This is a genomic window from Pseudomonas sp. 2024-210, assembly GCF_045062345.1.
GTDB lineage: Bacteria > Pseudomonadota > Gammaproteobacteria > Pseudomonadales > Pseudomonadaceae > Aquipseudomonas.
Genome location: NZ_JBJGEJ010000023.1, coordinates 41,931 through 60,890 on the forward strand (window position 1 = coordinate 41,931; position 18,960 = coordinate 60,890).

Here is an 18,960-nt window from a genome sequence, read left to right on the forward strand (position 1 = left end):
TATGGTTACTGTAACGGCCCTAATGCCACGCCGCGCGCAATTCATTCTTCGCTACTTTATTCGACGCATTGACCGGCAATGCATCATAAAAACGCACAACTCTGGGCACTTTGTAATTGGCCATATGCTCGCGCGCCCATTGAATCAAGCCGGCCTCATCCAGCGTTTGCTCATGGCGCAACACCACGCAGGCACAACCCACCTCGCCCATGCGTTCATCAGGCACGCCAATCACCGCAACCTGAGCAATCGCCGGATGCTCGATCAAGCCCGCTTCGATTTCTGCCGGGTAACAGTTAAATCCACCGACGATAAACATGTCTTTCAAACGATCGGTAATCCGCAGATTCCCGGCCACGTCCAACTCGCCTATATCACCCGTGTGCAACCAGCCCTCTGAGTCGATGGTTTCAGCCGTCGCTTTAGGGTCTTCAAAATACCCCTGCATGACATGAAAACCACGCAGGCAGATTTCGCCTGTTGAACCTGCCGCCAACGCTTGGTTCTGCGGGTCGCGAATACTCACTTCAGTACCTGGAATCGCCCGCCCGCTGGTGCCTGCGATCACGTCGCTGGCGGCGTCAGGGTCACAAATGGTGGCCAAGCCACCACACTCGGTCAAACCATAGGCCGTGGTCACTACGGCAAAACCCAGCTCGCGACGCATGCGTTCTATCAGGATTGGCGGGATGGTGGCCGCGCCCGTGACGGCAATGCGCAGGCTCGACAGGTCGGTCTCGGCCAGCTTGGGATGGGCCAGCATGGACAGGTATAAGGTTGGTGGCCCTGGCAGTACGTTGATTCGTTCAGCTGCAATGCGCTGAAACACGGCTTCGGCATCAAAGACCGGGTGCGGCAAGATTGTCGCGCCTGCCAGCAAGCAGGTCAGCCATCCGGCTTTGTAGCCGAAGGCATGGAAGAACGGGTTGATGACCAAATAGCGGTCGCCCGCCACAAGGCCAATGACTTTCACGTACTCACTGAACGCGCGAATATTTTGCCCGTGTGCGCTCATGACGCCTTTGGGTTTACCCGTGGTGCCCGAGGTGAACAGCAAGTCGCTCAAGTCTTGCGCACCCACGCTGGCCGCGCGTGCCTGGGCGTCCTCCTCGCTAATCGCAGCGCCCAGTGACAAAAACGTGTCCCAGGCATTGGCGTCGCCGAGCTTGACTAACTGTTCCAGGCCAATCGGTCGATGAGGCGCCAACAAAGCCAGGTAATCGATACCGAGAAAATCCGGTTGCACGAACAATAACCGAGTGCCACTGCGGTGCAGGATGTCGGCCGCTTCGTTACCTTTCATGCGGGTATTGATCGGCACCATCACCGCACCAGCGCAATGGATACCCAGCGCGGCAATGATCCAGTCGCGGCCGTTGGGTGCCCAGATCGCTACGCGATCACCTTTGCGAATGCCCAGCGCCATCAGGCTGCGGGTGACGCCCAGCGCCAAGTGCGGCAACTCTCGGTAGTCGGTGCACAGGCCATTTTCTTCGATGGCGGTACGCCCTGCATGCGCTTGGGCTGCAAACTGAATTAACTCGGGAATGCTGTTCGGGCTGGAAGTCATCGAATACTCGTCTGGCAGGTTATTCAGGAAAGCACACGCGCAGGTGTTCGCTGCTGGGCACCGATTGACACGCCAGCACCCAGCCGTCATTGAGCTCCTGGGCGTCGAGGGCATCGTTTCGCAGCATGTCGACACTGCCGCGCTCAACGGTGCACATGCAGGTCGCGCAGGAGCCGACAAGGCATGAGCTGGGCGGGCTTAAACCCGCACGCTGCATGGCGTTAAGCAGAGTTTCACCTTCGGCGCAGGGGACTTCGTATTCTTCGCCATCCAGTCGCACCGAGAGTTGGCTGCCGATCACGTCGGTGTTGACCGCAGCCGGGGCCGCCACGCTGCCCTCTTCAGGCAGCGAGACAAACCGCTCAACGTGAATGCGCCCGTGGTCCATGCCGATATGCTGCAATGCGCTAACGGCGGCATCCATAAACGGCCCGGGGCCACAAATATAGGCTTGGGCATGGGTAAAGGGTTTGGCCATCTGCGCCAATTGGGCCACGGCTGGAATACCCTGTACCGAGTCCAGCCAGTGAATCACTTGCAGGCGCTGCGGGTACGCGCTGGCCAAGGCTTTGAGTTCAGCGGCAAAGATGACCGAGGCTTCATCGCGGTTGGCGTAGATCAGCAGGATATTGCCTGTGCCCGCGATCAACGCAGAACGCAGGATGGACAGCACCGGCGTCACCCCGCTGCCGCCGCCAAACAGAATGAAGTCATCGTCAAAATGCCGTGGCACAAACACGCCAGCCGGTACCAGCACTTCAAGCTGATCGCCTTCACGCAGTTGCTGGCACAGCCAGTTGGAGGCGCGGCCATCGCGCACTTGCTTGATGGTGACGCGCAGGGGTTCGTCCACCAGTGGGGTGCTCGACAGCGAGTAACACCGGGGTAACCAACCGCCTTCGTGGGGAACGCGCAAGGTCAGAAATTGACCCGCCTTATAGGCAAATTGTGCACGCATGGCCTCAGGCACATCGAACACCAACGACTTGCTGTCGTGGGTTTCGCTGATGATTTGCGCCACACGCAGGGAGATATAGGCCGGTGTATTCATCTTAAATACTCATCACAAACTGGCCACTGTCGATGCGCAGCTCAATGCCATTGATGGCCCGCGACTCTTCGCTGGCTAAAAACAGAACACTGGCGGCGACATCTTCGGGCAGGCACATACGGCCCATAGGGTCGGCGTCGATGGTCAGGCTCCACGGGTCCAGCCCTGCTGGCAGTGTCGCCGTGGTCATGGGCGTGAGGATGCCGTCAGGGTGCAAGGAGTTGCAGCGAATGCGGTATTTGCGGCGGCGGCACAGCACCGCCACGGTACGCGACAGGGCTGCCACGGCGCCTTTGGAGGCACTGTAGGCGGTGTAGTCGTCACGCCCGGCCACGCCAGCAATTGACGACATATTGATAATCGAACCGCCTGCACCTTCTTTCATCAGGGCAATGGCGGCGCGACAGCCCAGAAAGACACTGTCGGAGTTAATCCGTTGAACACGCTGCCAATCACTGTAAGTCGTGTGTTCGATATCGCCCTTGAGCAGAATTCCGGCGTTGTTGAACAGAATGTCGAGCTGGCCATAACGCAGCCGCAGGGTTTCGATCACCCGTGCCCAGTCCGCCTCGCTGCTAGCGTCGTGTTCGATGAAGAAAGCCGAAGGGCCTATTTCTTCTGCCAACGCCAGCCCGCTTTCGACGTCTATGTCACTGATCACCACGCGTGCACCTTCGCGGGCCAACAACAGCGCGCTGGCCCGGCCCACGCCACTGGCACCCCCGGTAATCAAGGCGACTTTACCTGCCACGCGTGCACTCATGGGATTGTCCCTTCTAAGGCGGGGCTGTGGGTTGACGGCTGCACCAAGCCGTCTGCAGAGCGGGTTTTGCTGACCGCCAGACCCGCGCGGCGCCCTGAAAACACACAATCGGCCAGCGACAAACCGCTGATATACAGGTGCGAAGCGACGCCAATGGCGGTACGCCCGGCGCTGAACAGCCCGGCAATAGGCTGGCCGAGATCATCCAATACCGCGCCGTTGTTTTCATCGACTTTAAGCCCGCCCAGGGTTAAGGCGCCCAACGGAAAAATCGGGTTATCGACGCTGATGTTGCAGGCGTAAAACGGGCCCTTGTCGAGCACTTGGCGGCTCTCCCGAGACTTACCAAAAGCATCCTCGGCCTCTCCCCGCGCTGCAGCGTTATAAGCGCGAAGCGCGCCATTCAACTGGCCGGGCTGCATGCCGCATGCCTGTGCCAGTTGATCAGGGCTTTGTCCCTTGCGCACCCGCAGCAACATCAACGCCAACGCCGGCACGCTCTGAAACCACCAATAACCGCCGAACAACGCCTGGCGAATCGCCTGTTGACGCAAACGTGCGTCCAGCACCAACCAGGCCTGACCACCCTGCTCTTCACAGAGGGGCTGACCCAAGGTCGCGCCGTACACTTCTTCGTTGCAAAAGCGTTGCCCCTGCGTGTTGACCACAATCCCTTTGGGCCAGCAATACGGCGGATTGATAAAGCGCCAGGCCGAGACTCGGCTCAGGCGTTCACTTTGCGCGCCCACTGACTGGCCCAGGCGCAAGCCGCTGCCGTCACAGCCCGTGGCACCGACTTTAAAATTGCGGCGAAATTTGGGCGCATGCTCGCGGATCAAGTCACGGTTGAAGATAAAGCCGCCGGTGCTGAGAATCACGCCGAGACGCGCCCGCACCAACATCGGCTGCGCATGATCGCGTTCAAGCTGGGCCACCTTTTGCCGCAAGCGATCACAGTAACCGGGGGCAAAGTTTTGCAAGCGTTCGGCACGTGCGGCCAGACGCGCATGCAGGTGCGCCTCGCGACTGCCTGCGGGCAAGCTCCATAGCTCAGCCCCGACGACACGCCCGGTGGCGTCCACCACCATCCGCCGTGCGGCCGATTGCAGCAAAGGTTGCACACCGGCGCGCAGGCAGGCGTCTTTGAGTTGCGCATACAGCACGGCGCCGCACTGCCCTTTGCCGACCGTGCGATGGCCACGGGGTGCGGGGGGTTGAGATCCGGCATAAGCCGGCACTTTTTCATTGCCCGAGTAATACAAGAAGTACCCGTCGCTGGGGTATGAGGTTTTACCGCCCGGTGGCACGCTGTGGGCGAAGCGTGCGCCGTGGCCTTCCAGCCAGTTCAGATTGCTCACACTGTCCGCGCAAAATTTACGCAGCGTGGCGTCGCTGATCACGCCCTGGGTTTCGTGCTTGAGGTAGTCAAACATCGCTTGCGGGCTGTCGTTGAAACCCGCGTCTTGCTGTTGTTGTGTGCCACCGCCGGCGTAAACCACACCGCCACTTTTGGCACTCGCCCCGCCGCCGGTGAAACGGTCGGCCACCATCACCTCACAGCCCTGGCTGCGGGCTTCCAGCGCTGCGCAGGCTCCGGCCGCGCCCCAACCGATGACCAGCACATCACAGCTGTCGTGCCAGTCCTGTTCCGTCAGGGTGTGCCCCTGCAACGGCGCGAGGATCGGGGTGTTGGTGTCGACCTTGGCCCGGTTCATGACAGCACCTTCTCGCGACTGTCTGCGGTGGCCGGCACATGGCGGGCAATGTGGTTGGCTGCGATATAACCAAAGGTCATCGCCGGGCCAAGGGTGCCGCCCGCGCCGGGATAGCTGGTGCCCATCACGGAGGCCGAGCAGTTGCCGATGGCATAGAGCCCGGCAATCGGCTGACCGTTTTCACGCACCACCTGGGCAAACTGGTTGGTCAGTAGCCCGCCTTTGGTGCCAATGTCTCCGGCATCCAGTCGCATGGCGTAATACGGGCCTTTGCGCAGCGGAGCCAGGCATGGGTTGGGTTTGATATTGCTATCGCCGTAATAGCGGTCAAACACGTTGCCACCCCGGTCGAAGTCCAGATCAACGCCGGTTTGCGCGTACGCATTGACCTTGCTGACCGTGCTGTTCAACCCGCCAGCGTCCACGCCGATTTGCTCCGCCAGCGCGTCCAGGCTGTCAGCTTTCCAATACAGGGTGTTGAGCCATTCCTTGCGCAAGCGGCTGTCGGGTACAACCTGCGCTGGCATCAACGGGCCCATCGCGTAATGGAACCGGAAGTGACCGTCGAAAATCACCCACGACGGCACCGACTGGCCGCCGGTTTTGTGGTTGTCCTTGTACATGGCGTCGACAAATTCGAGATACGGCGCTGCTTCGTTGACAAAGCGATGGCCCAGGCTGTTGACCACGATGGCGCCGGGAAACGCCCGCTCGGCAAACACGCCCCGGGGTTTTTCTTCCCCGGGCACGGCAATGGTCGGCGCCCACCAGGCCCAGTCCATCAACGCGGTGGCCGCGCCGATGTTCATCCCCGCTTCCAGCGCTGCACCGGTGTTGTTGCCCGGCGGCGTAGCGCTCCATTTAGCCAAGGTGGGTTGTGGCAGAAATTTTTCGCGCAGGGTCTGATTCTGCTCAAAACCACCGGAGCCGAAAATCACTCCGCGCCGCGCCTTGAGTTCCATCACTTTGCCGCCCGTGGTCACGGTGATCCCGCACACGCGGTCGCCGTCGAGCACAACGTCCTTAAAATCGGTGTTGAGCCAGAGCGGCACGTTGCGGTCCATCAGTGAGCGACGCAAGGACGCTACCAGTGAACTGCCCAGTGCCGCACGGCGGTCATATTTGCTCTTGCGTCGCCATTTGAAGTCGAGCTTGTAACGCGCCATCAATTTGAAAATCAGCCATTGCCAGCCAAAACTGCGCGCCATGGCCTTGTGCGCATCCCGTGCCGTCCATGCAATGCGCCCCATCAACAAAGTCGACGGCGAAGGTTTGCGCAGGTTGGGCAATTCTTCGGCCAACAGGCTGGTGTCAAACAGTTCCGGGTCCAGGGTGCGGCCACCGGCCAGCGCGCCGGGCAACTGCGGGTAGTAATCCGGATATTTGGCCGCCACGGCGTAACGCACGCGGCTGGTTTCAGTGAGCGTTTTGATCATGGCAGCGGCGTTGTCCAGATACGCCTGCAACCGCACAGGATCACCGTGCTCACCCGTGGCGGCCTTGAGGTATTGCATCGACAACTCAGAGCTGTCCTGTCCGCCTATGGCGGCGAAGTAATGGTTATTGGGGATCCAGATCCCCCCGCCGGAAATCGCCGAGGTGCCGCCGTACTTGTCGCTTTTCTCGACAATCAGTACCGAAAGGCCTTGATCGGCAGCAAACAGTGCCGAAGTCATAGCCCCGGCACCGGAGCCAACCACTATTACGTCATAGGTGGACTGAGACTGAACTTGAGCCGTCATTATTGTTATGCCATCCGCTGAGGTCAGAAATTCACAGGATCAAACAAACGGGTCTGCGTTAGGCAGGCCCAACTGCACTACACCGAAGCTGCGACGGTAAGCCGCCTCATTGTTGGCAATGTGCCCGCGCGCCTGATGCAGGTCGCGGAAATATCGGGCCACCGGGTTCGTGTTGTACAACCCCGAGGCCGCCATGCAGCGCAGCAGGTCGCTGACCCGATCGGCGCACACATTGGTCACATGAGAAGACTGGTAGCGATACAGCAAACGGGTTTCAACGTCCGGGTACTCACCTGCTGTGGCCAGCGCCATCAGGTTGGCGTAGTTGCGCATCAGTACCAGCTTGAGCGCGTCGACGGTGATAGTGGCTTCTGCCACAGCCGCCTGTGCTGCCGGGTCTTCAGCGGTTTTCGCGCCATGCTTGCCGATATGCTTGGCTGCGTTGTCGCGAAACTCATTGATCGCCCCTTGCAGCGCGCCAATGGCCGATGTCGATACGGCCCGGGCAAACACTTGAGCAAAGGGAATGGCGTACATCGGATGGGTATTGACCAGCCGTCCGGGGGTGGCCTCGATGCTGTAGTTGTTGGTGCGTTGCACGCGATGCGCCGGCACAAACACATCCTCGACAATAATGTCGTGGCTGCCGCTGCCGCGCAGGCCCAGCACATCCCAGTTCTGCTCGATCCGGTAATCGGTGGACGGAATCAGAAAGGTGCCGTGTTCGGTCGGGCCCATTTCATCTTGCGGGACGATCCCGCCGAGCAAACACCATTTGGCATGCTGGCTACCGCTGGAAAAACCCCATCGCCCGCTGACCTGATAACCGCCCTTGACCGGCGTGACTTTAGCCACCGGCATATAGGTCGAAGCCACCAGCGTGGAGCTGTCTTCACCCCACACGTCGCGTTGCGCCTCAACCGGGTAACGCGCCAGTTGCCAAGGGTGAACACCGACCACGCCGTACACCCAGGCGGTTGACATACAGCCTTCGGCCAAGGTCATCTGGATCTCAAAGAACGTGCGCGGATCCACTTCGTGACCGCCCCACATCTTGGGCTGCAAGGCACGAAACAGACCGGCCTCTTGCATATCGCGCACGGTTGCGTCGGGCAGCTTGCAGTCCTTGTCCGCCTGAGCCGAGCGACTTTTGAGCGCGGGAATCAATTGCCGCGCGCGCTCCAGCAGCTCAAGCTCTATCGGACTTTTCTCTCGTATCTGATCCATCCGTGTGTTCTCCGTCAGTCTCTCGCTGCGCGAATGCGCGGGCGCTGTATGACGGATAATCCAGCCTGTGGCGATGGGCATCATCGTCAAAGTGGACTAGGTGTTACAGGGTGGCGCCCACTAAAACCGTAGTCGTTGACGAGGTTCAGAGGCGCCTTCAAAAAACCGGCAACTTCGCCCACCCCCGATCCTGCTCAATCTGCGCACTCAAGCGCAGCAGCACGTCTTCCCCGCCCAATGGCCCGGTAAACATCATGCCGATGGGCAAGCCGTTATTACTCATGCCCACCGGGAGCGAAATCGCCGGTTGCCCACTGACATTGGCCAGCACGGTAAACGCCGCACTGCCCATGGCGTTGTTGGCGTAGCTGTCCCACGGTTGGTCGAGACTGAGCAAACCCAGCTTCGGCGTGACGTTGGCTGTGACCGGCGACAGGATTACGTCAAATGTCTGAAACTGCTGCTCCATGTAGCCGCCAATGCTTTCGAACGATTGCCGTGCGCGGTACAACCCTTCGCCCGTGACATTTTTGGCATTGCCCAGCACCACCTGCGTAATGCGCTCAAAGTCGTCCGCCGTGGCCGTGCGCCCCAGTGCTTGCTCACGGTCATGCACCATGGTCAGCAAGGCATCGCCAATCACCGAACCGTGGGCTCCAAACAATTGGCGCGGGTCGACTTTAAGCTGCACCTCTTCAACGTGGTGCCCCATCGCACTGAGTCGCTTGACGGTCTCATCCAGGACTCGCGCCACGTCAGGGTCCAGTGGCGAGCCGGTCAAGGACTCACGCACCAGACCAATGCGCAACGTGCCGGGTGCAGTTTGGATTTCTTCTACATAAGGGCGCACCAGTGGCTTCGCCCAATACGGGCTGCCGGGTTCATGGCCTTGGCCGATGTCGAGAAACAAGGCCATATCGCGGATATTGCGCGACACCACGTTGCCCACGCTGGCCCCAAACCAGCCTTCATACTTTCCGGGGCCGCTGGGTGTGCGGTAGCGGCTGGGCTTAAGACCCACCACGCCGCAATAGGACGCCGGAATACGGATAGACCCCCCGCCATCGGTGGCATGGGCCACGGGCACAATCCCGGCGGCCACCGCTGCCGCTGCCCCGCCGGAGGAGCCACCTGCGCTATGGGCCAAGTTCCACGGGTTGCGGGTTTGCCCCCACAGCAGCGACTCGGTGGTGGTGGTCAGGCCGAATTCCGGGCAGGTCGTTTTGCCGAATGGCACCGCTCCCTGGTTCTGATACCGGGCAATCAAGGTGCTGGTTTGAGTGGCCAGAGGTGCGTCCTTGTACAAGCGGCAGCCATGAGTGGTGCGGGTGCCCTCCAGTGGCGTATTGAGGTCTTTGATCAGGATCGGGACTCCCGCCAAGGCGCCAGCGTTCGACGTACCGGCAGCGCGGCGGGACTTGAGCAACGCAGTGGCGTATTCGTCATGTCGCATGTTGACCGCATTGACCTTGGGGTTGACGGCATCACAGCGCGCCATCGCGGCCGCCAGCAGGTGCTCTGGCGCCAGTTCACCCTTGCGCACGGCGTTGGCCATGTCCCAGGCGTCCATCGACTGATAGTCGGCAGGTGAAACGGCATCAATACCACTCGCATGGGCAAAACGGCCGAGCAGGCCAACGCCTGCGGCCACTGCGCCCGCCTTGAGCACGTGGCGTCGTTGCCAACCAGCAGATTCTTCAGGTGTTGCGGCAGGGTTTTGCAAAGTCATACTCCAGCTTTAATCTTATTTTTATGGAAATTTTTCCCGTAGCCGTTGACGAGGAACGAAGGCTGCGATGGGCAGCGTAGCGGCCCTGAAAATGTTGAAGGCCCTTCGGTCCTTATCGCAGCCTTCGTTCCTCGACAGCGGCTACAGCGTTTTCGTATTTCAGCTAAATTCCAGTTGGGGCAGCGGCTACAAAGCCGTGACCATCGACTGCATGGTCGGCAAAAAGTGCTCGCCATAGGGTGGCAAGAGTCCCCATTCACGGCGCGGATCATGGCTCGGCGCCTTGAACACGGTGCGCATATGGCTGAACTCCAAAAAGCCTTCGCGACCGTGATAATGCCCCATACCGGAAGCGCCTATGCCGCCAAACGGCGCATCGTGCAAGGCGGCGTGCATCATCACGTCATTGATCGTAACGCCGCCCGAAATGCTGTGCTGCAACACATAGCGCTGCTCTTCCTCGTCCTGACCGAAGTAATACAGCGCCAATGGTCGCTCACGGCTGTGAATATCCTCCAGCGCCTGTTCAATCTGGTCGTAGGGCAGCACCACCAACGCCGGCCCAAATATTTCTTCGTGCATGATCCGGCTGTCCCGTGGCGGGTCGATGACCACTTGCAGCGGTCGACGCCGTGCCTGCTCATCGGCCTTGAGTGCCTGCGGAAAGCTTTCTACCCGAGCACCACGCTCCCGTGCGTCTTGCACATAGCCTTCAACACGCTGCAAATGGCGCGCATTGACCACCGCCACCACGTCAGGGTTGCCCTCAACAGTGGGACACAGGTCGTTGTAGGCCACGTGCAAGGCACCGATAAAGTCTTCGAGCTGCTCACGGGGGACATACACCACGTCCGGATTGATGCAGATCTGCCCACCGTTGTTGGCTTTGGCCACGGCAATGCTGAACGCGGCCTTGGCCAGCTCGGCGCTGCGGGAAATGATCACCGGGGATTTGCCCCCCAACTCAAGGGTTAGCGGCACCAGGTTTTCGGCGGCGTTGCGCATCACCGAACGGGCCACTGCCGTGCTGCCGGTGAAGACCAGATGGTCTAACGGCTGTGCGGTCAAAGCCTGGGCTACGTTGGCATCACCCAACACCACGGCGACTTCAAGCGGGTCAAACATATCGGCAAATGCGTTTGCCAGCACAGCGGCCGTGCGCGGCACCACTTCCGATGGTTTGAGTATCGCCCGATTGCCCGCCGCCAGCACGCACGCCAGGGGGCTGAGCAAGGTAAACAGCGGCGCATTCCAAGTGCCCAGAATGCCAATGGAGCCTTTGGGCTGATGCATGACCCAGGCCTTGGCGCCCAGTTGGTCATAAGGGGCAAACACTTCACGCGGCTCGTCTTCCATCCAGCCCGAAAGGTGGTCACGGGCATATTTAAGCGATGCCAGCGAACCCAGCACGTCATTCATTAAGGAAAACCCTTGGGGCCGCCCGCCGAAATCCTGATCGATGGCTTCTACCAGCGGCTGCTGATAGCGCACCAAAAGCTCGATGACCCGCTGAATCCGTTCCTGGCGCTGCGCGGCACTGACCGGACCCGCCTCGATAAAGGCTTTTTTCTGCGCGGCCAGCAGGCCGGGCAACTGTTCGGGGGCGGTGTCGGGATAGGTCATGGGCGTGTCCTCTGAGGGCAAATGCGGGCTATGGCGCGCTGACATTAAAGTGCTCCGACGCTAGACAAATCACGGTCTGCACGCCTCGTCCAATCGGACGATAATCGGCTCAATTCGTTAGTCCGTTAAGACGATGTAACACACCTTTGCCAGGGGAATACTGCCAGCACGCCAATTCAATCCATGGGGTCCGTCATGGCAGTGCAAAGCAGTTTCGATCCACAGGCATTTCGTACCGCGCTCGGCACCTTCACCACCGGGGTGACCATCATCACCACCCAGGCGGAGGACGGTTCGCCCATTGGCATCACCGCCAATAGCTTTAACTCGGTGTCGCTTAACCCGCCGCTGGTGTTGTGGAGCCTGGCCAAAACCGCTCGCAGCCTGCCGGTTTTCACGTCCGGCAAACACTGGAACGTGCACGTTCTGTCGACTGATCAGGAGCCTCTGTCCGGGCGCTTTGCCATGCAAGGTGAAAACAAGTTCGAGCAAATCCAGCTCGACAATGGCATCAGCGAAGCGCCTTTGTTGCAGGACTGCACGGCACGCTTCCAGTGCCGCACGGCCTTTCAATATGAAGGCGGCGACCATGTGATTTTCGTCGGCGAGGTGCTCGCATTCGACCACAGCGACCGCGCCCCGCTGGCCTTTCAAAGCGGTCAATATGCACTGGCCACCCGCAAACCCCGCAGCGAGCTGCGTCTGGCCACCACCCCGCCGCCGCCCGAATGCAGTTACACCGAGGACCTGCTGGGGTATTTGCTGGGTCGTGCCCACTATCAACAGCTGGATGCCCTGCACCGCCTGCTGAGTAATCAGCAACTTGACGAGCATGCCTTTTTTATCCTGTCGGTGTTGTGTATCCGCGACAACTTGAGCCTGAGTGAAATCAATACGTTTGTCAGTTACACCGGGCACGTGGTGACGCTGGCGAGCATGCGCTTCCTTGAAAAACAAAACATGGTTGCCCTCGAAGGCAGCAGCAAAGACCCGCGCTATGTGCTGACCGCCAATGGACGCGAAGCCTCTGTGCAGCAATTGGCATTGGCCAAGGCGGTGGAAGAAGATTTGGCGGCCAAGATGGGACCCGGTGATGCACAAGCGCTCAAGGTGCTGCTCAAGCGCCTGATCAGCGTCAGCGATCCCGGCTTGCCTGACTTGTGGGCGCCCCGCTGATTTTTAATTAGAAGAAGGAAAAGGACCCTTATGAGCATTATCAAACGCTTCGACCTGACCGGCAGCGTGGCGGTCATTACCGGTGGTGGCCGGGGCATTGGCCGGGGCATTGCACTGGCCTACGCCGAGGCGGGCGCCGATGTGGTGCTGGCTGCTCGCACCTTGAGCGATGTAGAGGTCGTGGCTGAAGAAGTGCGCAGCCTGGGCCGAAGGGCGTTGGCCATCGTCTGTGATGTGACGGTCGATGAACAACGCAGCGCGTTGATCGAGCAGGCCCGCGAATACATGGGCGCTATCACTCATTTGGTCAATAACGCCGGGGGTGCCGGCCCCAACGATCCATTAACGCTCAGTGTCGAACGCTTTGAAGAAATACTGCGTTTCAACGTGTCGTCGGCTTATCACCTGTGCCAACTCTGCGTGCCGCATATGCGCGCTGCCGGCACGGGCAACATTATCAATATCACTTCAGGGGCGGCGCGTTATGCGCAGACCCAGTTCAGCGCCTACGGCACCGCCAAGGCGGCGCTGAGCCATATGACCCGCCTGCTGGCCCAGGATTTTGCGCCGTTGGTGCGGGTCAATGCGATCGCCCCCGGGCCCATTCTGACCGATGCCCTGAACCGCGTGTTACCGGTGGCCATGCGCGACAGCATGATCACGGCCACACCGCTGCAAAGTCTGGGTGACGTTGAAGACATTGCCGCGGCGGCGCTGTACCTGGCCAGCCCGGCTTCGCGCTGGGTCACGGGCAAGATTCTGGAAGTCGACGGCGGAGCGGAGTCAAGCGTCTGGCCGGGCTGAGCCATCTCCAACCTGTAGCAGTTGCCGAAGGCTACGTCCGGCGGCGCAGCCGTCGCAAAATAGGGTAATGCGCTGTGTCAGGTCAACGGGGTGCAGTGGGTTGACGATTGCTTCGCAACCGGACGTAGCCTTCGGCAACTGCTACGACTATTTAGAGAGCATATTTATGGATTCACAGTTAATTGAAGCGCTGGGCGATGAGCTGTTTCATGCGTTGCTGGAGCGCCGCAGCCTGCAACCGCTGACCCAGCGTTACCCAGACTTGACCCTGGAAACCGCGTACCAGATTTCCCTGCGCTTTTTGCAACGGCGGGTGGCCTTGGGCGAACAGGTGGTCGGCAAAAAAATCGGCGTCACCAGCCGCGCCGTTCAGGACATGCTGGATGTGCATCAACCCGACTTTGGCTTTCTGACCAACCGCATGCACGTCGCCGATAACAGCGAGGTGAGCTTCAGCGCCCATCATCTGGTGCAACCTCGGGCCGAAGGCGAAATCGCCTTTATCCTGGCTGAAGACCTCAGCGGGCCGGGCATCACGGCCGAAGATGTCATGGCCGCCACTCAATGGGTGGTGCCGTGCTTCGAGATTGTCGATTCGCGCATCGCCGACTGGAAAATCCGCATTCAGGACACCGTGGCCGATAACGCCTCCTGCGGTGTGTTCGCGTTGGGCGAGCAACGGATTGACCCGCGCACCGTGGACTTGACCCAGGTCGAGCTGCACTTGCTGAAAAACGGCCAGCCAGCCGGGCACGGTTTCGGTTCAGCGGTGCAGGGCCATCCCTGCGAGGCCGTGGCCTGGCTGGCCAATACCTTGGGCAAGTTCGACATCCCGTTTCGCAAAGGCGAAATCATCCTGTCTGGAGCACTGGCGCCACTGGTGCCGGTGCAACCGGGCGATGAAGTCAGCCTGACCCTCAGCGGTCTGGGCTCTGCCCGCCTGCGCTTTGTGCCTTAAATCACGTCTGAGACCCTGACCATGACCAGAAAAATAAAGTGTGCCCTGATCGGGCCGGGCAATATCGGTACTGACCTGCTGTACAAATTGCTGCGCAGCGAGGTTCTGGAGCCGGTGTGGATGGTGGGCATTGATGCCACCTCCGAAGGCCTGAGCCGTGCCCGGGAGATGGGTCTTAAAACCACCAGCGATGGCGTCGACGGTCTGCTTGAGCATGTACTGGCCGACAACATCCAGATCGCCTTCGACGCAACGTCGGCGTATGTACACGCCGAAAACAGCCGCAAGCTCAACGAGCTGGGCGTGCTGATGATCGACCTCACGCCCGCCGCCATCGGCCCGTACTGCGTGCCGCCGGTGAACCTCAAAGCCAACCTCAAGCGCGGCGCGATGAACGTCAACATGGTCACCTGCGGCGGTCAGGCAACCATTCCATTGGTGGCGGCTGTTTCCAGCGTGCAGCCAGTGGCGTATGCCGAAATTGTCGCCACGGCGGCGTCCAAATCGGTCGGCCCTGGCACGCGCAAAAACATCGACGAATTTACCCGCACCACGGCCAATGCCATTGAACAGGTCGGCGGTGCGAAAAAAGGCAAGGCGATCATTATCGTCAACCCTGCCGAGCCACCACTGATCATGCGCGACACCGTGCATTGCCTGACCGAAACCGAACCTGATCAAGCCGCCATTACGGCAGCCCTGCACGCCATGATTGAACAAGTGCAGCAGTACGTGCCGGGCTACAAGCTGGTGAATGGCCCAGTGTTCGATGGCAACCGGGTGTCGATCTTCATGGAAGTCGAAGGTCTGGGTGACTACCTGCCCAAATACGCCGGCAACCTGGACATCATGACCGCTGCGGCGGCGCGCACTGCCGAGATGTTCGCCGAAGAAATCCTCAACGGCGAGCTGCAACTCAAGGCCACCGCCGCTCAACCCGCCCTCGCTTAAGGAGCACCCCATGGATCTTCGCGGCAAAAAAATCACCGTGCATGACATGTGCCTGCGCGACGGCATGCACCCCAAGCGACACCAGATCAGCCTTGAGCAGATGAAAAGCATCGCCTGCGGGCTGGATGCGGCCGGTGTACCGCTGATTGAAGTCACCCACGGTGACGGCCTGGGCGGCAGTTCAGTGAACTACGGGTTTCCCGCCCATACCGATGAGCAGTACCTGTCAGCAGTAATTCCAATGATGAAACAGGCCAAGGTGTCGGCCCTGTTACTGCCCGGCATCGGCACGGTAGACCATCTGCAAATGGCCTATGAGCTAGGGGTCAATACGATTCGGGTCGCCACCCATTGCACCGAGGCGGATGTGTCCGAACAACACATTTCCTATGCGCGCAAGCTGGGCATGGACACCGTGGGCTTTCTGATGATGGCGCACATGAACAGCCCCGACGGACTGGTCAAGCAAGGCAAATTGATGGAGAGCTATGGCGCCAACTGCATTTACCTGACCGACTCGGCGGGTTACATGCTGCCCCATGACATCAAGGCCCGTGTGGCGGCCATGCGTGAAGCGCTGCACCCGGACACCGAAATCGGCTTCCACGGCCACCACAACCTGTCGATGGGCGTGTCCAACTCCATCGCGGCCATCGAAGCCGGTGCGACGCGCATCGACGCCGCCGCAGCCGGTCTGGGCGCAGGTGCGGGCAATACGCCGATGGAAATTCTGGTGGCGGTGTGTGATCGCATGGGCATCGAAACCGGGGTCAGCGTGTTCGGCATTCAGGACGTGGCTGAAGACCTGGTGGTGCCGATCATGGACTTTCCGATCCGCAGTGACCGCGATGCCCTGACCATGGGGTATGCCGGTGTCTATGGCTCGTTCCTATTGTTCGCCAAGCGCGCCGAGAAAAAGTACGGGGTGCCGGCACGAGAAATTCTGGTCGAAATGGGCCGTCGCGGCATGGTCGGTGGTCAGGAAGACATGATCGAAGACACCGCCATGACCCTCGCCCGCCAGCGGGCCTGAGGCGGCACTGAACAAAGGCGCTGACGCAGGACGGGTCAGCGCCTTTGCCGTTTTAATCAAGGTGGAATCGACTATGACAGACACTCACGTCGGCTGGCGCAGCCACGCTTTGCTGTTGTTGCTGGCTGCGGTGTTTGCCGACAACTTTGTCGGCCGCCAGATTCTGGCGGTGATGATTGAACCGATCAAACGTGAATTCGGGGTCAGCGATACGGCCATGGGGCTGATCTCGGGTCTGGCGTTTGCTGGGGTTTATGCCCTGCTCGCCCTGCCCGCCGGGCGCCTGGCGGATCGCATGTCACGCACCCGCCTGTTGGCCATCGCTTGCCTGTTGTGGGCGGTGGCGACGGTGCTGTGTGGGCTGGCGGTGAGTTTCTGGATGTTGGCACTGGCGCGAATGGCCGTGGCGGTGAGCGAGTCCCCCACTACGTCGGCGTCCATGTCGATGATTGCCGACTTGTATCCACCCCATCGGCGCTCGTTTGCGATCAGTTGCTTTACGGCGGCACCGACCTTTTCTGCCGTTATCGGCTTGAGCCTTGGCGCTTGGGTGGTCGAGCACTATGGATGGCGCATGGCGTTTATCGTGATCGGCATGCCAGCGCTGCTGTTTTCGCTGGTGCTGGCCGTGCTGGCCAAAGATCCACCCCGTGGACGCTGGGATCTGGCCAGCACACACGCCGCCCATCCCTTGCAAAGTATGGTCAGCGAAGCACGCAAGCTGTGGGCCCTGCCCGCTTACCGTTGTTTGATTATGGCGGGTGGCCTGACCACCCTCAGTTCGTACGCCATCGGTATGTGGAATACCAGCTTTCTGGTGCGCTCCCATGGCCTGTCGTTGCAACACGCAGGCTTACTGGCCGGGTTTATCTGTGGCGGGGTTGCCGGGATCGGCGCGCTGTTCAGCGGCTGGTTGAGCGATCACCTGACACCGCGCAACCCGCATTGGCAAGTGGGCATTCCGATTATTGGCCACGTGGCGGCGACCTGTGCCTTGGCCGCCTATCTGTTATGGCCTTCGACGGTGTGGCTGTACCTGGGAGAGGTGCCTGTGCCCAGCGCCATGCTCTGGTGCGCGTTCTACAGTTTTTTTGCGGTGTGGTGGGTAGCGCCTTCTTACAATCTGGTGACCCAGCTGGTACCCGCCAACCGCCGAGGTACAGCGATGGCCTTGCAGACCATCGTCTCTACGCTGATGGGGGTAGGCACCGGGCCTTTGCTCGCCGGGCTGCTCAGTGATGCGCTGGTGCCTCGGTTCGGCGTGGAATCGCTGCGCTATGCACTGCTGCTGGTCAGCCTGCCGGTGCTGGGGTCCATTGCCCTGCTGATACGCACTTCCAGCCATGCCGCGCCCACGGGCTACTTGCCCGTGGAGCGCACTGCATAATCGTCGACCAACCGGCGGGTCAGCTCATACGCCGACAATTGTGCTGTGCGCCCGGGGCTTAACGGGAACGCCTGCCCCGCCCACAGGTTGATAAAGTCACCGGAACCGGCAGGCTCGCTGATCGCCTTGAGCGGCAGCAAAACACCGCCCGCCAACGGAAAAGCCGGCGCCTGAGGATTGATCGGGCCCATTTCGCGCATCACCCGGTTGAGTATCCCGCGCGCCGGGCGCCCGGTGAACAAGTTGGTCAGCGCCGTGTCGCTGGAGCCTGCCTCGCGCAAGGCCTTGTAATGCGGTTGGCTGACCTTGGCCTGCGGACAGAACAAATACGCCGTGCCGATTTGTACCGCGCTGGCCCCTAGCGCAAATGCAGCCGCAATGCCGCGCGCGTCGGCAATACCGCCTGCCGCAATCACCGGCACCGAGACCGCATCCACAATCTGTGGCACCAGGGCAAAGGTGCCGATCTGGCTGGTCAGGTCGGTGCTCAAAAACATCGCCCGATGGCCACCGGCTTCATACCCCATGGCAATGATCGCATCGCAGCCGTGATGCTCCAGCCACTGGGCTTCGGCCACTGTGGTGGCTGAGCTGATGATCGTTGCGCCGCTGGCTTTTACTCTCGCGACCAGCGCGGCTTCGGGCAAGCCAAAATGAAAACTCACCACCTGCGGGCGTAGTTCTTCGACCAGGGCGCAGGTCGCTTCATCAAAGGGCGCACGGCTGGACACCGGGGTGGGCGCGTCAAAGTCTGCGCCCAACTCCTTGTAATAGGGCTTGAACAGCGATTTCCAGTGCTGCGCACGGGCGTCGTCAGGCTGGGGAGCTTGATGGCAGAAAAAGTTCAGATTGAGTGGCTGATCACTGATGGCGCGAAACGCCGCGACCTCGGCGCGAATGGCTTCGTGACTTAACGTGGCACAGGCCAGTGAGCCCAGCCCGCCTGCCTGAGCAACGCCAATCATGACCTCGCTGCCAGCGCCGAGCATGGGCGCTTGAATAATGGGGTGAGTAATACCTGTCAATTCGGTAAAACGTGAGTCTGGCCAGCGGGGCATAAAAAATCTCATGACAGTTAAACGTGTAAAGAACCTGTAGCCGCAGCCGCAGGCTTTAGCCCTGTTTGGCCAGAGCCGCGATCAACGCAGGGTCGAAATTATAAATATCCGGCGAGTAGACCACTTTTCCGTCTTTATCAGCATGCGCTGTCCAATAGGTCATCAGGATCGGC

General features: G+C 60.3%; 15 protein-coding genes. 6 read left to right on the forward strand and 9 right to left on the reverse strand.

The genetic code is table 11. The features are described 5' to 3' along the window. Nucleotides 1–19: 19 nt before the first annotated feature. The 8 genes from ACI7MX_RS21585 to ACI7MX_RS21620 form a co-directional block, all read right to left on the reverse strand. Nucleotides 20–1,570 carry a FadD3 family acyl-CoA ligase gene (locus tag ACI7MX_RS21585; RefSeq protein WP_405585818.1) on the reverse strand — a complete coding sequence of 517 codons (1,551 nt, stop codon included), beginning with the start codon at nucleotides 1,568–1,570 and terminating at the stop codon, nucleotides 20–22. A 19-nt stretch (nucleotides 1,571–1,589) separates the two neighbouring features. Continuing rightward, nucleotides 1,590–2,621, reverse strand: coding sequence for a ferredoxin--NADP reductase (locus ACI7MX_RS21590; RefSeq protein WP_314486603.1), 1,032 nt, complete (start codon nucleotides 2,619–2,621; stop codon nucleotides 1,590–1,592). A 1-nt stretch (nucleotide 2,622) separates the two neighbouring features. After that, entirely contained in the window at nucleotides 2,623–3,384 is a 762-nt protein-coding gene (locus ACI7MX_RS21595) for an SDR family oxidoreductase (RefSeq protein ID WP_405585821.1), read from the reverse strand. After that, the gene (locus ACI7MX_RS21600) at nucleotides 3,381–5,099 is read right to left on the reverse strand and encodes an FAD-binding protein (protein WP_405585824.1); all 1,719 of its coding nucleotides are present in this window, start codon (nucleotides 5,097–5,099) and stop codon (nucleotides 3,381–3,383) included. Before ACI7MX_RS21600 ends, ACI7MX_RS21595 begins: the two co-directional genes overlap by 4 nt. Further along, nucleotides 5,096–6,841, reverse strand: a complete 1,746-nt coding sequence (locus tag ACI7MX_RS21605) for an FAD-binding protein (RefSeq protein WP_405585827.1) — start codon at nucleotides 6,839–6,841, stop codon at nucleotides 5,096–5,098. Before ACI7MX_RS21605 ends, ACI7MX_RS21600 begins: the two co-directional genes overlap by 4 nt. 39 nt (nucleotides 6,842–6,880) lie before the next feature. Continuing rightward, nucleotides 6,881–8,068, reverse strand: coding sequence for an acyl-CoA dehydrogenase family protein (locus ACI7MX_RS21610; protein ID WP_314486612.1), 1,188 nt, complete (start codon nucleotides 8,066–8,068; stop codon nucleotides 6,881–6,883). A gap of 157 nt (nucleotides 8,069–8,225) precedes the next feature. After that, complete coding sequence (locus tag ACI7MX_RS21615; protein WP_405585831.1) at nucleotides 8,226–9,797, reverse strand: amidase; 1,572 nt, start codon at nucleotides 9,795–9,797, stop codon at nucleotides 8,226–8,228. Between the two features lie 186 nt (nucleotides 9,798–9,983). Beyond that, on the reverse strand, nucleotides 9,984–11,420 hold the full coding sequence (locus tag ACI7MX_RS21620) for a coniferyl aldehyde dehydrogenase (protein WP_405585834.1): 1,437 nt from the start codon (nucleotides 11,418–11,420) through the stop codon (nucleotides 9,984–9,986). A gap of 195 nt (nucleotides 11,421–11,615) precedes the next feature. Between ACI7MX_RS21620 and ACI7MX_RS21625 the strand changes: the two genes are divergently transcribed. The 6 genes from ACI7MX_RS21625 (at nucleotide 11,616) to ACI7MX_RS21650 (ending at nucleotide 17,729) form a co-directional block, all read left to right on the forward strand. Further along, nucleotides 11,616–12,596: a flavin reductase gene (locus tag ACI7MX_RS21625; RefSeq protein ID WP_405585837.1), complete on the forward strand. Its 981-nt coding sequence runs from the start codon at nucleotides 11,616–11,618 to the stop codon at nucleotides 12,594–12,596. Between the two features lie 30 nt (nucleotides 12,597–12,626). Beyond that, entirely contained in the window at nucleotides 12,627–13,400 is a 774-nt protein-coding gene (locus tag ACI7MX_RS21630) for a glucose 1-dehydrogenase (RefSeq protein ID WP_405585840.1), read from the forward strand. Nucleotides 13,401–13,566: 166 nt separating this feature from the next. Continuing rightward, nucleotides 13,567–14,358 carry a fumarylacetoacetate hydrolase family protein gene (locus ACI7MX_RS21635; protein ID WP_405585843.1) on the forward strand — a complete coding sequence of 264 codons (792 nt, stop codon included), beginning with the start codon at nucleotides 13,567–13,569 and terminating at the stop codon, nucleotides 14,356–14,358. A gap of 21 nt (nucleotides 14,359–14,379) precedes the next feature. Then, nucleotides 14,380–15,309, forward strand: a complete 930-nt coding sequence (locus ACI7MX_RS21640; RefSeq protein WP_122784337.1) for an acetaldehyde dehydrogenase (acetylating) — start codon at nucleotides 14,380–14,382, stop codon at nucleotides 15,307–15,309. A gap of 10 nt (nucleotides 15,310–15,319) precedes the next feature. Next, a complete protein-coding gene (gene dmpG, locus ACI7MX_RS21645) occupies nucleotides 15,320–16,342 on the forward strand; it encodes a 4-hydroxy-2-oxovalerate aldolase (RefSeq protein ID WP_405585847.1) in 1,023 nt (340 codons plus the stop codon). A 73-nt stretch (nucleotides 16,343–16,415) separates the two neighbouring features. Next, nucleotides 16,416–17,729, forward strand: coding sequence for an MFS transporter (locus tag ACI7MX_RS21650; protein ID WP_314482377.1), 1,314 nt, complete (start codon nucleotides 16,416–16,418; stop codon nucleotides 17,727–17,729). Here the strand turns inward: ACI7MX_RS21650 and ACI7MX_RS21655 are convergent. After that, nucleotides 17,702–18,787 (reverse strand): NAD(P)H-dependent flavin oxidoreductase, encoded by a 1,086-nt coding sequence (locus tag ACI7MX_RS21655; RefSeq protein WP_405585851.1) that lies wholly within the window; start codon nucleotides 18,785–18,787, stop codon nucleotides 17,702–17,704. The genes ACI7MX_RS21650 and ACI7MX_RS21655 overlap by 28 nt on opposite strands. Between the last annotated feature and the right edge of the window lie 173 nt (nucleotides 18,788–18,960).